Origin of the sequence: Chryseobacterium sp. AG844 (assembly GCF_003182335.1) — a bacterium.
Taxonomy (GTDB): domain Bacteria; phylum Bacteroidota; class Bacteroidia; order Flavobacteriales; family Weeksellaceae; genus Chryseobacterium; species Chryseobacterium cupriresistens.
This window is the reverse complement of record NZ_QGTV01000002.1, coordinates 309,825-323,706: the sequence shown is the minus strand read 5'-3', so window position 1 is coordinate 323,706 and position 13,882 is coordinate 309,825. Positions and strand designations below refer to the sequence as shown.

Here is a 13,882-nt window from a genome sequence, read left to right as displayed (position 1 = left end):
AGATTATAGAGGTTTAACAAAATCGTTAGCAACGATGAATTTAGTAACTACTGGTAATTTTTGTGCAGCAAGTCTAAGAGCTTCTTTCGCAATTTCGTAAGGAACTCCTCCAACTTCGAACATAATTTTACCTGGTTTTACTACAGCTACCCAGTATTCAACAGCACCCTTACCTTTACCCATACGTACTTCCGCTGGTTTCTTAGTAATTGGCTTATCTGGGAAGATTTTGATCCATAGTTGACCTTCTCTCTTCATATATCTTGTCGCAGCGATACGAGCCGCTTCAATCTGTCTTGCAGTGATCCAAGCTCCTTCCGTTGCTTTGATCCCAAAAGTTCCGTAAGCAAGTTGACTACCTCTCTGGGCATTCCCCTTCATCTTCATCTTATGAACTCTACGGAATTTGGTTCTTTTTGGTTGTAACATAATTTCTAAATTTTAGATTTTAGATTTTAGATTTTAGATTTTTTTTATTTTAAAAAAGTAACGGTAATTTAAAATTCAAAATTTCTAATCTAAAATTTTAATTATTATTGTTATTGTTGTTGTTTTTTCTAGGTCTTCTGTTGTCTCTGTCTCCTCCTCTGTTTCCTCTGTCTGACTGACCTCCTTTTTTCTGTTGTCCCACTAGTGGAGAAAGTTCTCTTTTACCGTAAACTTCACCCTTCATGATCCAAACTTTTACCCCTAGTCTACCGTAAGTAGTGTGAGCTTCTGCCCAGTGGTAATCAATATCAGCTCTGAAAGTTGACAATGGAATTCTTCCTTCTTTGAAAGATTCTGATCTTGCCATTTCAGCTCCGTTTAATCTACCAGAGATTTGAACTTTGATACCTTCAGCACCCATTCTCATAGTACTTGCCATTGCCATTTTAACAGCTCTTCTGTAAGAAATTCTGTTTTCAATTTGCTTAGAAATACTATCAGCAACTAGTACAGCATCTAATTCAGGTCTTTTGATTTCGAAAATGTTGATTTGAATATCCTTACCAGTCAATTTCTTCAACTCTTCTTTCAATTTATCAACTTCCTGACCTCCTTTACCGATGATAAGTCCCGGTCTAGCAGTAGTAATAGTTACTGTAACTAATTTTAAAGTTCTTTCAATATAAATTTTTGAAATACCACCTTTAGATAATCTAGCTTCAAGGTATCTTCTGATTTTGTAGTCTTCAGCGATTCTGTCTCCATAATCGTTTCCACCAAACCAGTTAGAATCCCATCCTCTGATGATACCTAATCTGTTACCAATTGGATTTGTCTTCTGTCCCATACCTTGATTAATTTTCTTTGTTACCTAAGATTAATGTAACGTGGTTAGATCTTTTTCTGATTCTATACCCTCTACCTTGTGGAGCTGGTCTTAGTCTCTTCAATTGTCTTGCACTATCCACAAATATTTCTTTAACGATAAGGTTTGCTTCCTCAATGTCAGCACCTTCGTTTTTCACTTGCCAGTTAGCCATAGCAGAAAGAAGTAATTTCTCTAACTTGTTAGAAGCATCCTTCTTAGAATATTTTAGGATATAAAGTGCTTTGTCTACCTGCTCTCCTCTAATGATATCAGCAACTAATCTCATTTTTCTTGGAGAAGACGGGCAATTATTTAATGAAGCTTTTACAACGTCTTTGTTAGCTTCTTTTCTTGCGATTGAACTATCTTGTTTTCTTGATCCCATGATTATCTGCTTCCTTTGTTTTTGTTACCACCATGACCTCTGAAAGATCTTGTTGGAGAAAATTCGCCTAACTTGTGACCAACCATGTTTTCTGTAACGTAAACAGGGATAAAAGATTTCCCGTTGTGTACAGCAATAGTTTGTCCTACGAAGTCCGGAGAGATCATAGATGCTCTAGACCAAGTTTTGATAACTGTCTTCTTACCAGACTCTATATTTGCCTGAACCTTCTTATCTAAAGTATGATGAATGAACGGTCCTTTTTTAAGTGATCTTGCCATAATTATTTTCTTTTAGATACGATGTAACGGTTAGACACTTTGTTTTTCTTTCTAGTTTTGTAACCTTTAGCCGGTTTACCGTTTCTAGATCTTGGGTGACCTCCTGAAGAACGTCCTTCACCACCACCCATTGGGTGATCTACTGGGTTCATTACAACCGCTCTTGTTCTTGGTCTTCTACCTAACCATCTGCTTCTACCAGCCTTACCTGATACAGTTAATTGGTGATCTGAGTTGGAAACAGAACCAATCATTGCCATACATTCAGTAAGGATCATTCTTGATTCTCCTGAAGGTAACTTGATGATTGCATATTTACCATCTCTTGAAGTTAATTGAGCTGAAGAACCAGCACTTCTTGCTAAAATTGCACCTTGTCCAGGCTTCATTTCAACACAAGAGATTACAGTACCCAATGGAATGTTTTTCAATTTCATTGCGTTACCTACGTTTGGTTCAACGCTTTCTCCTGATACTACTTTCTGATCAACTTTGATACCGTTTGGAGCGATGATATATCTCTTCTCTCCGTCTGCGTACTCTAATAAAGCGATAAATGCAGTTCTGTTTGGATCGTATTCTACAGATTTTACAGTGGCTTCAACGTTTGCTTTGTTTCTTTTGAAGTCAATAATTCTGTATTTCTTTTTGTGTCCACCTCCGGTGTAACGCATGGTCATTTTACCTGTTTGGTTACGTCCACCTGACTTTTTAATACCAACTGTTAGAGATTTCTCTGGTTTGTTGGTAGTAATTTCCTCAAAATTGTTTACAATTCTGAATCTCTGTCCCGGGGTGATAGGTTTTAATTTTCTAACAGACATTACTATTATTTATAATTAATAATTAATTTACAGCAAAAATATCGATAACCTCGCCTTCAGCAAGTTTGATTACCGCTTTTTTCAATTTATTTGTCTTTCCTACTTGAAGACCTTTTTTAGTGTATTTTGAAGAAACCTTCGGAGCATAAATCATTGTGTTAACGTCTGCTACTTTTACACCGTAAGCTGCTTCAACAGCTTTTTTGATCTCGATTTTATTCGCCTTAGGATTCACTAAGAAAGAATAAGAACCTCTTAAATCTGTAAGGTAATTAGCCTTTTCTGAAATAACTGGTTTAATAATAACTGACATGATTTATTTCTTTAAATTTTCCTGGAATTTTTCAACTGCACCTTCGAAGAAAATGATCTCACCAGCGTTTACTAAATCGTAAGAACTGATCTCGTTGAAGTTCATTACTTTAGTTTTAGGTAAGTTTCTTGAAGATAAATACACATTCTTGTTAGCTTCAGGAAGAACGAATAAAGATTTTTTACCGTTAAGTTCCAATGCATTTAATACATTGATGAAATCTTTAGTCTTAGGAGCGTCAAAGCTCACATCTTCTAAAACTTTAATGCTGTTGTCTCTCATTTTTTGAGATAAAACAGATTTCTTAGCCAATCTCTTAAGAGCTTTGTTCAATTTGAATCTGTAGTCTCTTGGTTTTGGTCCGAATACTCTACCTCCACCTCTGAATACTGGAGATTTGATATCACCATATCTAGCAGATCCTGATCCTTTTTGCTTCTTAAGCTTTTTAGTAGAAGCAGTAATTTCGCTTCTTTCTTTTGCTTTATGAGTACCTTGTCTTTGAGCAGCAAGATACTGTTTAACTTCTAAGTAAACCGCGTGCTGATTTGGCTCAATTCCGAATACTGTTTCGTCTAGAGTTACTTTTCTTCCGGTCTCTTTTCCTGATGTATTTAATACTACTAGTTCCATTTTCTGATAATTACATAAGAATTTTTAGCTCCCGGAACAGCACCTTTTACTACTAAAAGATTTTGTTCTTGATCAACTTTTAACACTTGAAGGTTTTGAACAGTTACCTGCTTACCTCCCATTCTTCCAGCCATTCTCATCCCTTTGAATACTCTTGAAGGGTCTGAACCAGCACCGATAGAACCTGGAGCTCTAAGTCTGTTGTGCTGACCATGAGTTGCCTGCATTACACCTCCAAATCCGTGTCTCTTAACAACACCCTGGAAGCCTTTACCTTTTGAAGTTCCTGTTACGTCAACATATTCACCTTCAGCGAATAAATCAACTTTTACTTCTTCTCCTACTTTTACTTCATCAACGAACTCTCTGTAGAATTCTACTAATTTAGCTTTAGGAGCAGAACCAGCCTTTTTAAAATGACCAGCTAACGCTTTACCAACGTTCTTCTCACTCTTGTCATCGAAACCTAACTGAACAGCTTTATAACCGTCTTTTTCTAAGGTTCTGACCTGTAAAACCGAGCATGGACCAGCTTGGATAACTGTACAAGGAATGTTTTTTCCTTCTTCGTTAAACAAAGATGTCATACCGATTTTTTTACCAATAATACCTGACATTGTTTATATTATAATAAAATTTATCCTTTATTTATCCCCATTTTTCGGAAGTCTGAAGTAATTTCTACTTTTGATATAGGCATACTACGCCCCTAAAATGAGTGTGCAAATTTATGAATAATTTTGTAACTGACAAATATTTCGACTAAAATATTTTGATTTTTAATCATTTAGCAGTTTCAGAAAAAAAACTATCCAAAATTTTGAAAATATTCATTGAAGTTTAAAAGAAAGTCATTAATATATTTTTTTCCGGCATCCGATTTTCTTACCACCAGATAATGTTTTCTTTTCAAACCCTTACTTCCGATTTTTTTAAATTTCAGCTCATCAGACAGCCTGAATGAATGCAATGCCCATTTCGGCATACAGGTAATCCCCATATTGGCCTGCACCATTTCCAAAGTAACTTCTGTTAACGGAACTGCTGAAATCTTCACAGGCATCATTCCGTTGGGATTAAGGAACCGATCGTAAACAGAAACTGTTTCTAAAGGAAAAGAATGAATGATTAAATGAGCATCCCTAAAATCCTCAGCACTAAGATATTCAGTATCATTTAAAAGGTTTTCCTGATGAATTACTGCATAAACTTCATCCTCAAAAATCTCAATGCAGGTCAATTCCTTATTTACGGAAGGTTTTGAAGTGACCACTGCAATATCAATTTCATTGGATATGATTTTTTCCACAGGCTTATGAGTTGCTTCCAATACCAGATCCACTTCAATCTCAGGATATAATACTTTCATTTTCTGAATAAATAACGGCAGTCCCTGATAGAATGAGTAACATTCTGTACTGATTTTTATAGTACCCGCTGCTCCTGCTCTTATCTGTTGAATCTCATTCAGACCATTCCCTATACTATCTATTACCGTACATGCAGTTTTGTAAAGCACACTTCCCTCCTCAGTAAGCTCCCATTTGTTCCTTGCCCTGTAAAACACTTTAAACCCGAGCTGGATTTCCAGATCTTTAAGCTGATGGCTTAATGCCGACTGTGTCAAAAAAAGTTTTTCAGAAGAACCTGCAATACTCCCTTCCTCCGCAATTGTTTTAATAAGTTTTAAAAACTTGATTTCCATAGCGCAAAGTTAATCATATAACAAAAAACACTATCTGAAAATATTTCATTTAACACTGCAGAACATTCAATTTCAATCTTAGGAAAAGAATAAACCCGATCATAGCTTTGCACTACAAACAATTTAACATTATGCAAGAACAAATTGAATTCTACCAGAAAAAATTAATGTATGAAATGGATCCTTCAGATTTATATGATGGATTTCAAAACAGCACAGATTACATTGCAGTAGATACCAGAAGACCACATGGCTACAGCAAAGAACACATCCCATCTGCAATTAATCTGCCCCATCGGGAAATGACAGAAGAAAGCACCCGGCACCTTGATAAGTCAAAAATATATGTCTGCTACTGCGACGGGATAGGCTGTAATGCTTCCACAAAAGGAGCTTTAAAAATGACCCAATTAGGATTTAAGGTGATGGAATTAATAGGAGGAATGGAATGGTGGAAATTTGACGGCTATGCCACAGAAGGAACAGATCCTACCAATGGTTCCGCTTTTGTATGCGCCTGCTAATTCATCAACATAAAGATATGAAAATAAGATTCGCCGAAGAAAAAGACATAAGTTCCATTATTGAATTATGTAAAGCCCATGCGCACTATGAAAGAAACTTTTTTAACGAAGAAAACAAAAAGGAACAGCTCGCTAAACACCTCCTTGATCCGGATTCCCATATAAAATGTCTGGTTGCAGAATCTGATACTGAAATAACAGGATATGCAACATTTTTCAAACAGTTCTCCACCTGGGACGCAGGTTACTATATGTATGTTGACTGCTTATTCCTAAAAGAGAATGCAAGGGGAAACGGAACAGGAAAACAAATAATGGAATTAATAAAAATCCACTCAAAAGAAGAAGGCTGCTCAATAATTCAATGGCAAACCCCAATTTTCAATACAAGAGCCATTAAGTTCTACACTCTGCTTGGAGCGGAAAGAAAAAACAAAAAGAGATTTTTCTGGAAAGTATAAGTCAAATGATTTCTGATTAAAACAGAGACCGCCTGAAGTCAGACGGTCTCTATTTTTAACTATTTAATTAAGCTGAATACAGCCTATTTTACAATAACCGTAACCCCTCTCTCTTCCAACGCAGACCGGTCTTCTTCACCGATACCATTATCTGTGATCAGATAATCCACTTCGTCCAATGAGGCAATTTTACCAAACCCCTTCTTATTCAGTTTGGACGAATCTGCCAAAACGACTGTCTTATCCGCACACTCAATCATTACCTGATTAAGATGTGCCTCCGCCGCATTGGAGGTACTGATTCCAAATTCAAGATCAATACCGTCTACCCCCAGAAAAAGTTTATTACAGGAAAACTGTTTGAGAATTCCTTCCGAAATGGATCCTACAATTGAAGTTGAACTTTTCCTCACCTCCCCTCCCAGTTGGATCACATTAATATTAGGATTGTTACAAAGCTCAATAGCCACCCTCAATGAGGACGTTAAAACAGTAAGCGAATTGAAATTCACAAGCATTCTGGCAAGATAATGCATGGTTGTTCCGGACGCCAATATAATACAGTCATTTTCCTGAATCAGTGATAATGCCGCTTTGGCAATAATCTGCTTCGCTTCCACATTGATGTTTTCTTTCTCCCCGACGTTTTTCTCGTAAGCATATCTTACCTGCTTACTTGCTCCTCCATGATTCCTGAAAAGAAGTCCCAGGCTTTCGAGATAGTTCAGATCCTTTCGGATCGTAACTGAAGAAACATTGAGCTTTTCACACAGATCCTGGACAAGTACATGCCCTTTCTCATCCAGCTCTTTAAGTATTTCATCCTGCCTTGGTAATAGCTTTTCCATTTTATTCGTTTCATCAAAATTACCGATTTTTTCCGATATTTTAAAATTTCATTTATTTTCTTTTTGCTTTCATTTTTAATTTATATATTTGAAAACGAAACATAAACGAAACATTTATGAAACGAAACGAAGAACTCAGTAAGTTAACCAATGTAAAAGAATGGGACTTTATTGTCATAGGAGGAGGAGCCAGTGGTTTAGGTTCAGCATTAGATGCGGTAAGCAGGGGATTCAAAACTTTATTGCTTGAATCTCATGACTTCGCAAAAGCAACATCCAGCAGAAGTACCAAATTGGTACACGGCGGCGTTAGATATCTCGCTCAGGGAGATGTCGGATTGGTAAAAGAAGCATTAAAAGAAAGAGGACTCTTAGCAAAGAACGCAGCACATATTGTAAAAAATCAGTCTTTTATTATTCCTAACTATACCTGGTGGGGAGGAATCTATTATAAGATAGGACTATCTGTTTATGATTTTCTTGCCGGAAAATTGAGCTTAGGTAAAACGAAATACATCAGCAAATCAAAAACCATCGAAAAGCTTCCCACTATTGAACAAAATCACTTAATGAGTGGAGTTGTTTACCAGGACGGACAGTTTGACGATGCCAGACTTGCGATCAACCTTACCCAGACTATTATTGAAAAAGGCGGAAGTGCTGTCAACTATGTTAAAGTAATCAACCTTTTGAAAGATGATTCGGATAAAATAATCGGTGTAGTTGCAGAAGACCAGTTTTCTAAACAACAATATCAGATCCATGGTAAAGTAGTGATCAATGCGACAGGTGTGTTTACCAATGACATTCTGAACATGAACAACCCTAAACATGGTAAACTTGTGGTACCAAGCCAGGGGATTCACCTGGTACTGGATAAATCATTCCTGAAAAGTGATGATGCCATCATGATTCCAAAAACATCGGACGGCAGAGTGTTATTTGTTGTTCCATGGCATGACAGAGCTTTGGTAGGAACTACAGACACCCTTCTGAAGGATGAAAGCTTTGAGCCTCGTGCACTGGAAGAGGAAATCAGTTTTGTATTGAATACAGCGAGACAATATTTAGCTAAAAAACCGACACGTGAAGATGTAAAATCTGTTTTCGCAGGTCTTCGTCCGCTTGCTGCTCCTAAAGACGGAAGCAAAAGTACAAAAGAAGTATCAAGAAGCCATAAAGTCATTACTTCAGAGACCGGATTAGTTTCTATTATCGGAGGTAAATGGACTACCTACCGTAAAATGGCAGAAGATACCGTAAACGAAGCCATGAAAGTTCACAGATTGGGAAACAGCCCATCTAAAACAGAACATCTTTCCATCCATGGAAATGTAAAACCGGAACAGGTAGACAGAACCAATCATCTGTATGTGTACGGATCTGATATTCCGGCTATCAAAGCCTTGCAACAAAGCAATCCGCTTTACGCACAGAAGATCCACCCGGATCACCCTTTTACTGTAGCAGAAGTGGTATGGGCCGTAAGAGCTGAAATGGCAGAAACGATTGAAGATATTCTGGCAAGAAGAGTACGTTTATTATTCCTGGATGCCAGAGCTGCTATAGACAGCGCACATAATGTAGCAAGAATCATTGCTGAAGAAAAAGGATATTCTGAAGAATGGGCTCAGCAGCAGGAAAATGAATTCATTGAACTGGCAAGAGGATATTTACTGACCCCTTATTCACCTAAAGTAATCAACCTAAATTAGCATTATATACATGAATGAAAAACTAATTCTCGCTCTAGACCAGGGAACAACTTCCTCCAGAGCGATTCTCTTCAATCATAGTGGAGAAATAGAATATGTATCTCAAAAAGATTTCAGACAAATATTTCCTACTCCGGGTTGGGTAGAACACGATCCAAACGAAATCTGGTCTTCACAGATCTCTGTAGCAGCTGAAGTTATTGCAAAGGCAGGAATCTCAGGACTTGAAGTTGCAGCCATCGGAATAACCAATCAACGTGAAACTACAATTGTTTGGGATAAGGAAACCGGTGAACCCATCTATAATGCCATTGTATGGCAGGACAGGAGAACTTCAAAATACTGTGACGAACTAAAGGAACAGGGACATGCTGAAACCATTAAAGAAAAAACAGGACTGGTTCTGGATGCTTACTTTTCAGCAACCAAATTAAAATGGATCCTTGACAATGTAGAAGGAGCAAGACAGAAAGCCGAAGAAGGAAAATTATGTTTTGGAACTGTTGACACATGGCTTGTGTGGAAACTTACCCGCGGAAAAATGTTCATCACGGATGTTTCCAATGCCAGCAGAACAATGCTTCTGAATATTCATACTTTAGAATGGGATAATGATTTATTAGAGCTGTTCAATATTCCTAAAAACATTCTCCCTGAAGTAAAGCAAAGCAGTGAAATATATGGAGAAACAGCAACTACCCTTTTCTCTACCAAAATTCCAATCGCGGGTATTGCCGGCGATCAGCAGGCAGCTTTATTCGGACAGATGTGCACCACTCCGGGAATGGTAAAAAACACCTATGGAACAGGATGTTTCTTATTAATGAACACAGGAACGGAAGCAGTTTCTTCTAAAAACAATCTTCTTACCACTGTAGCCTGGAAAATCAATGGAGAAGTCAACTACGCTTTGGAAGGAAGTGTATTCGTAGGAGGCGCTGCTATTCAATGGCTAAGAGATGGTCTTAAGCTTATTCATTCTTCTGATGAAATCAATAAACTGGCAGCTTCCGTACCAGATAATGGTGGTGTTTACTTCGTACCTGCACTGACAGGTCTTGGCGCACCTTACTGGGATCAGTATGCCCGCGGAACGATTGTAGGAATTACCCGTGGAACGACTGATGCACACATCGCAAGAGCAACATTGGAAGGAATTGCATTTCAGGTTTATGATATTGTGAAAGCCATGGAAGCAGATTCAGGGAGAGCAAGTCTTGAGCTGAGAGTAGACGGCGGTGCTTCTGCAAGTGATCTTCTGATGCAGATACAATCCGACCTATTCGGGTTCAAAACCACAAGACCTAAAACCCTTGAAACAACAGCATTAGGAGCAGCTTACCTTGCCGGACTTGCAGTAGGATACTGGAAAAGTATAGACGAAATCCAGGAACAATGGATTGTGGACAAGGATTTCCACCCTCAGCTGGCCAGAGAACAAGTGGATAAAATGACCCACTTCTGGAAGAAAGCTGTAAAAAGTGCCCAAAGCTGGATAGAAGATTAACTCACTCATAAAAAAACTTATATGACCCCATTTATTGCAGAAGTGATCGGAACGATGCTTCTTATATTGTTAGGCAACGGTGTTGTAGCCAATGTTGTCTTAAAAGATACGAAAGGAAATAATTCCGGATGGATTGTTATTACTACCGCATGGGCACTGGCCGTATTTGTGGGAGTAACCGTTGCAGGGCCAATAAGTGGGGCCCATCTGAATCCGGCTGTAACCATTGGTCTTGCGACTGCAGGAAAGTTTTCATGGGACCTGGTTCCCTCTTATATTGCAGCGCAAATGATTGGAGGAATGCTGGGTGCATTTCTGGTATGGCTGTTTCATAAAGATCACTTTGCGATTACAGACGATGAAGCAGCCAAGCTGGCATGCTTCAGTACAGGTCCTGCTATCAGAAAAACATCGTCAAATCTTATCAGTGAGATTATCGGAACATTTGTACTGGTATTCAGTGTATTCTATTTTGCAAATCCTAGTATTTCTTTACAGGCAGACCCAACCGCTAAAGTAGGTCTGGGTTCTATCGGAGCAATTCCTGTTACGTTTATAGTCTGGGCAATAGGCTTATCTCTGGGAGGAACTACAGGCTATGCCATTAACCCGGCAAGAGATCTTGCACCAAGAATCATGCATGCCATCTTACCTGTAAAAGGAAGCAGTGACTGGAGCTATGCGTGGATTCCTGTAGTAGGTCCGGTTACCGGAGCGATTATCGCAGCAGTATTATATGGATTTTTAAAATAAAACACATGATGAAAAAAATCTTAAAAGGGATTTTCCTTCTTGTTTTAGGGACAGGAAAGCTATTTTCACAGGAAAGTGCTGAAGCTACGGAATCCAAAGAAGGAAGACTTGATTTTACGGCCAACATTCAGAGCAATCATTTATGGAGAGGGCTTATTATTACTGATAAACCTGTCGTAATGGGAAATCTTTCCTATGCTCTGGATGCGGAAAAGAAATGGAAGGTAGGAATCTGGGGAGCTTCTGCATTAGCGGATGATAAAGACAACACCCATTATAAAGAGATCAATTATTATGTTCAATATTCTGACGGTCGTTTTTATATTGGATTATGGGATCTTTATAACTCCAGAAACATCAATACTGCAGTAGCTGCAGATGATATTTTCAGTTATTCACAGAGAAGAACTGCTCATATTATTGATTTAAGAACCAACTATACTTTCGGACCGTCATTCCCGATCAATATTGAGGCTGATATCATGCTGTATGGGGGTGCCAATGCAGGAGAAGTAATTCTGGAAGCTGATGGAAGTTACAAAAAGAACAGATATTCTACTTATGTACAGGCAAGTTATCCTGTTATTAAGGGACAGAAAGTCAATCTGGATGCATTTGTAGGAGCCGGGTTTGCGCTCAATGATAAAACGTTCTTATATGGCAATGGCAAAAACAGCTTTGACATCGTAAATGTAGGTTTGAAAGCCGGAAAAGTGGTTAAGATTACTGATCATTACAGCCTTCCGGTATCCATGATGGCGATGTGGAATCCATCCAATAAGTTTGCAAGGATTCAGCTTGCTGCAACTGTTTTTTAATCTGATTATAACTCATTATAGAAAGCCACTTCTTTTGGGAGTGGCTTTATTGTTATAAAAAACTTTCAGTGAAAGAGATTTTGTACAACGCATCATTTAAACAACCGTATTTTTACGGTGAATGTTTTTGCTTAAAAATCTTTACTTTTGAAAAAAATATCTATGAAAAAATTTTTCAGTGTAATGATTCTGTGTATCAGTATTTTTACGTGGGCACAGCAGACAGAGCTTCCTTTTATCGGATACAGGGCTTTTGACATTCTGAAAGGATATAGCGGCACCGGTACTCCTCATTATTATCTGGATGTAAAAAATAATGGTGATGTATATTTTGGATATGTCCAGATCAATCAGGCTAGCGGAGAAGAAACCACGGAAGAAATCAATGCAGGGAAATATGCTCCTAATAAGGTCATGAAAGTGGTCTTTAAAAAATATGAGGAAACGTTTTTCCTGAAATTTGATAAAGATAAAATCTACCTTACCGATGAAAAGGGAAATGTTAAAAACCTTGAAGGCTGCTGCTCATCTTCTGACAGCATCAAAAAAGAAACCTGTACCTGCGAGAGCGAATTTTTTAAGTAGTACAATTATATAGAGAGAAAGCCACTCCATCAGGGGTGGTTTTCTTGTTGTGGAAAACCACCCCGTCAAATTATAAATTTGCCACCCCTTCGGAGGAGAGGAATCGTTATACAACCTACTGCATTTGAACAAATCATACTACATCAATACAATATTTTTTGCTTATTACCTTTAATCACCGGGATTTTACGGTTTATATTCTGCCAAAATATCTTTAATTTTGAAGGGTGATTTACACCAATGAAACATTTAAAGATTTTATTTCTATTTCTTCTTTTCCTTATTGCATCATGCAGCAGGAAAGAGAATCATCCTTACACGTTTTATTACTGGAAAACCAAACTGAAGCTTGATAATGCAGAAAAGAAAGCACTGGAGAAAGCTACGATTCCTTATTTGTACACCAGATTTTTTGACGTAGATAAGGTGAATGGGAAATTTCAACCTGTTGCAGTAATTACCAAAGACCCAAGTTTTCAGACAGACAAACAGATTGTTCCTACGGTTTTCATTACCAATCAGACCTTGCTGGGCATTTCTGCAGAAGAGATCAGATTTCTGGCAGAAAGCATTCATCTTTTAATTCAGAAGAAAGCAATAGAATATCAACTGAAAACCAGCAATGAAATTCAAATTGACTGTGACTGGACTGCGGGAACACGGAATGATTATTTTAAATTTCTGAAAGAACTCAAAAGAATTTCCGGAAAAGAAATTACCTGTACCCTTCGCCTTCATCAGGTGAAAGATAAAAAGCAGACAGGAATTCCTCCCGTAGGAAAAGTATATCTCATGTGCTACTCTACTTTATCGCCTCTTGAAAACTCTGACAAGAATTCTATCCTGGATGTAAATATTCTGAGAAGCTATCTTTCAAAAATGGAAGATTACCCTATCAAAAATGTTGAAGTGGCACTTCCTATATATTCATGGGGAATTGTCACCAATCATTTAGGAAAACACAGACTTATTAATGCCTTATCGAAAAGAGATCTGGAAAACTCCAGTTTCAAAAAGATTTCAGATCACGAAGTTGAAGTCATGAAAGACGGCTTCTACTTTGGAAGTTATTTGAATAAAGGTTTCAAAATAAAGGCAGAGGAAATATCTGAAGAACAGCTTAACGATGTCATTGTATTTTTACAGAAAAAAATCCCGCATTTTAATATCATTTATTATCAATTAGATAGTAAATTTGTGTCAGACCGGAAATTTTAATCTCCTGGAGATAGA

At 37.7% G+C, this 13,882-nt stretch carries 18 protein-coding genes; 8 read left to right on the top strand and 10 right to left on the bottom strand.

Features of this window, described 5'->3' with window-relative positions; all coding sequences use genetic code 11:
• Positions 1–3: 3 nt before the first annotated feature.
• The 9 genes from rplP to DEU40_RS03485 all read right to left on the bottom strand — a co-directional run bounded on the left by rplP (position 4) and on the right by DEU40_RS03485 (position 5,438).
• Positions 4–429, bottom strand: a complete 426-nt coding sequence (rplP, locus tag DEU40_RS03525; protein WP_034694677.1) for a 50S ribosomal protein L16 — start codon at positions 427–429, stop codon at positions 4–6.
• A 97-nt stretch (positions 430–526) separates the two neighbouring features.
• Positions 527–1,276: a 30S ribosomal protein S3 gene (gene rpsC / locus DEU40_RS03520; RefSeq protein ID WP_034694675.1), complete on the bottom strand. Its 750-nt coding sequence runs from the start codon at positions 1,274–1,276 to the stop codon at positions 527–529.
• A gap of 7 nt (positions 1,277–1,283) precedes the next feature.
• Positions 1,284–1,682 (bottom strand): 50S ribosomal protein L22, encoded by a 399-nt coding sequence (gene rplV / locus DEU40_RS03515; RefSeq protein ID WP_002983214.1) that lies wholly within the window; start codon positions 1,680–1,682, stop codon positions 1,284–1,286.
• A 2-nt stretch (positions 1,683–1,684) separates the two neighbouring features.
• Entirely contained in the window at positions 1,685–1,963 is a 279-nt protein-coding gene (rpsS, locus tag DEU40_RS03510; protein ID WP_002983209.1) for a 30S ribosomal protein S19, read from the bottom strand.
• A gap of 2 nt (positions 1,964–1,965) precedes the next feature.
• Positions 1,966–2,787, bottom strand: a complete 822-nt coding sequence (gene rplB, locus DEU40_RS03505) for a 50S ribosomal protein L2 (protein WP_027381305.1) — start codon at positions 2,785–2,787, stop codon at positions 1,966–1,968.
• A gap of 22 nt (positions 2,788–2,809) precedes the next feature.
• Complete coding sequence (gene rplW, locus DEU40_RS03500; protein ID WP_002983204.1) at positions 2,810–3,100, bottom strand: 50S ribosomal protein L23; 291 nt, start codon at positions 3,098–3,100, stop codon at positions 2,810–2,812.
• Positions 3,101–3,103: 3 nt separating this feature from the next.
• Positions 3,104–3,733, bottom strand: a complete 630-nt coding sequence (gene rplD / locus DEU40_RS03495; protein WP_034694672.1) for a 50S ribosomal protein L4 — start codon at positions 3,731–3,733, stop codon at positions 3,104–3,106.
• Positions 3,724–4,350 carry a 50S ribosomal protein L3 gene (gene rplC / locus DEU40_RS03490; protein WP_002983195.1) on the bottom strand — a complete coding sequence of 209 codons (627 nt, stop codon included), beginning with the start codon at positions 4,348–4,350 and terminating at the stop codon, positions 3,724–3,726. The genes rplD and rplC overlap by 10 nt, the downstream gene beginning before the upstream one ends.
• Before the next feature lie 191 nt (positions 4,351–4,541).
• On the bottom strand, positions 4,542–5,438 hold the full coding sequence (locus DEU40_RS03485) for a LysR family transcriptional regulator (protein ID WP_110008551.1): 897 nt from the start codon (positions 5,436–5,438) through the stop codon (positions 4,542–4,544).
• 131 nt (positions 5,439–5,569) lie between these two features.
• On the opposite strand from DEU40_RS03485, the gene DEU40_RS03480 reads away from it, so the two are divergent.
• Positions 5,570–5,962, top strand: a complete 393-nt coding sequence (locus DEU40_RS03480; RefSeq protein ID WP_110008550.1) for a rhodanese-like domain-containing protein — start codon at positions 5,570–5,572, stop codon at positions 5,960–5,962.
• A 17-nt stretch (positions 5,963–5,979) separates the two neighbouring features.
• A complete protein-coding gene (locus tag DEU40_RS03475; protein ID WP_110008549.1) occupies positions 5,980–6,423 on the top strand; it encodes a GNAT family N-acetyltransferase in 444 nt (147 codons plus the stop codon).
• An 83-nt stretch (positions 6,424–6,506) separates the two neighbouring features.
• On the opposite strand, the gene DEU40_RS03470 is transcribed toward DEU40_RS03475, so the two are convergent.
• Positions 6,507–7,271 carry a DeoR/GlpR family DNA-binding transcription regulator gene (locus DEU40_RS03470; protein ID WP_110008548.1) on the bottom strand — a complete coding sequence of 255 codons (765 nt, stop codon included), beginning with the start codon at positions 7,269–7,271 and terminating at the stop codon, positions 6,507–6,509.
• Between the two features lie 116 nt (positions 7,272–7,387).
• On the opposite strand from DEU40_RS03470, the gene DEU40_RS03465 reads away from it, so the two are divergent.
• From DEU40_RS03465 to DEU40_RS03440, 6 genes are all read left to right on the top strand, one after another.
• Positions 7,388–8,986, top strand: a complete 1,599-nt coding sequence (locus tag DEU40_RS03465) for a glycerol-3-phosphate dehydrogenase/oxidase (protein ID WP_110008547.1) — start codon at positions 7,388–7,390, stop codon at positions 8,984–8,986.
• Between the two features lie 10 nt (positions 8,987–8,996).
• Entirely contained in the window at positions 8,997–10,493 is a 1,497-nt protein-coding gene (gene glpK / locus DEU40_RS03460) for a glycerol kinase GlpK (RefSeq protein WP_110008546.1), read from the top strand.
• A gap of 21 nt (positions 10,494–10,514) precedes the next feature.
• Positions 10,515–11,246 carry an MIP/aquaporin family protein gene (locus DEU40_RS03455; protein WP_110008545.1) on the top strand — a complete coding sequence of 244 codons (732 nt, stop codon included), beginning with the start codon at positions 10,515–10,517 and terminating at the stop codon, positions 11,244–11,246.
• 8 nt (positions 11,247–11,254) lie between these two features.
• Positions 11,255–12,064, top strand: coding sequence for a hypothetical protein (locus DEU40_RS03450; protein ID WP_110008620.1), 810 nt, complete (start codon positions 11,255–11,257; stop codon positions 12,062–12,064).
• Between the two features lie 162 nt (positions 12,065–12,226).
• Positions 12,227–12,649 (top strand): hypothetical protein, encoded by a 423-nt coding sequence (locus DEU40_RS03445; RefSeq protein WP_110008544.1) that lies wholly within the window; start codon positions 12,227–12,229, stop codon positions 12,647–12,649.
• Positions 12,650–12,889: 240 nt separating this feature from the next.
• Positions 12,890–13,867: a hypothetical protein gene (locus DEU40_RS03440; RefSeq protein ID WP_110008543.1), complete on the top strand. Its 978-nt coding sequence runs from the start codon at positions 12,890–12,892 to the stop codon at positions 13,865–13,867.
• The last annotated feature ends 15 nt before the right edge of the window (positions 13,868–13,882 follow it).

What these genes read in the sequence shown, in the direction of transcription:
- rplP (WP_034694677.1), bottom strand. Translation starts at nt 429, where the DNA reads ATGTTACAACCAAAAAGAACCAAATTCCGTAGAGTTCATAAGATGAAG.
- rpsC (WP_034694675.1), bottom strand. Translation starts at nt 1,276, where the DNA reads ATGGGACAGAAGACAAATCCAATTGGTAACAGATTAGGTATCATCAGA.
- rplV (WP_002983214.1), bottom strand. Translation starts at nt 1,682, where the DNA reads ATGGGATCAAGAAAACAAGATAGTTCAATCGCAAGAAAAGAAGCTAAC.
- rpsS (WP_002983209.1), bottom strand. Translation starts at nt 1,963, where the DNA reads ATGGCAAGATCACTTAAAAAAGGACCGTTCATTCATCATACTTTAGAT.
- rplB (WP_027381305.1), bottom strand. Translation starts at nt 2,787, where the DNA reads ATGTCTGTTAGAAAATTAAAACCTATCACCCCGGGACAGAGATTCAGA.
- rplW (WP_002983204.1), bottom strand. Translation starts at nt 3,100, where the DNA reads ATGTCAGTTATTATTAAACCAGTTATTTCAGAAAAGGCTAATTACCTT.
- rplD (WP_034694672.1), bottom strand. Translation starts at nt 3,733, where the DNA reads ATGGAACTAGTAGTATTAAATACATCAGGAAAAGAGACCGGAAGAAAA.
- rplC (WP_002983195.1), bottom strand. Translation starts at nt 4,350, where the DNA reads ATGTCAGGTATTATTGGTAAAAAAATCGGTATGACATCTTTGTTTAAC.
- DEU40_RS03485 (WP_110008551.1), bottom strand. Translation starts at nt 5,438, where the DNA reads ATGGAAATCAAGTTTTTAAAACTTATTAAAACAATTGCGGAGGAAGGG.
- DEU40_RS03480 (WP_110008550.1), top strand. Translation starts at nt 5,570, where the DNA reads ATGCAAGAACAAATTGAATTCTACCAGAAAAAATTAATGTATGAAATG.
- DEU40_RS03475 (WP_110008549.1), top strand. Translation starts at nt 5,980, where the DNA reads ATGAAAATAAGATTCGCCGAAGAAAAAGACATAAGTTCCATTATTGAA.
- DEU40_RS03470 (WP_110008548.1), bottom strand. Translation starts at nt 7,271, where the DNA reads ATGGAAAAGCTATTACCAAGGCAGGATGAAATACTTAAAGAGCTGGAT.
- DEU40_RS03465 (WP_110008547.1), top strand. Translation starts at nt 7,388, where the DNA reads ATGAAACGAAACGAAGAACTCAGTAAGTTAACCAATGTAAAAGAATGG.
- glpK (WP_110008546.1), top strand. Translation starts at nt 8,997, where the DNA reads ATGAATGAAAAACTAATTCTCGCTCTAGACCAGGGAACAACTTCCTCC.
- DEU40_RS03455 (WP_110008545.1), top strand. Translation starts at nt 10,515, where the DNA reads ATGACCCCATTTATTGCAGAAGTGATCGGAACGATGCTTCTTATATTG.
- DEU40_RS03450 (WP_110008620.1), top strand. Translation starts at nt 11,255, where the DNA reads ATGAAAAAAATCTTAAAAGGGATTTTCCTTCTTGTTTTAGGGACAGGA.
- DEU40_RS03445 (WP_110008544.1), top strand. Translation starts at nt 12,227, where the DNA reads ATGAAAAAATTTTTCAGTGTAATGATTCTGTGTATCAGTATTTTTACG.
- DEU40_RS03440 (WP_110008543.1), top strand. Translation starts at nt 12,890, where the DNA reads ATGAAACATTTAAAGATTTTATTTCTATTTCTTCTTTTCCTTATTGCA.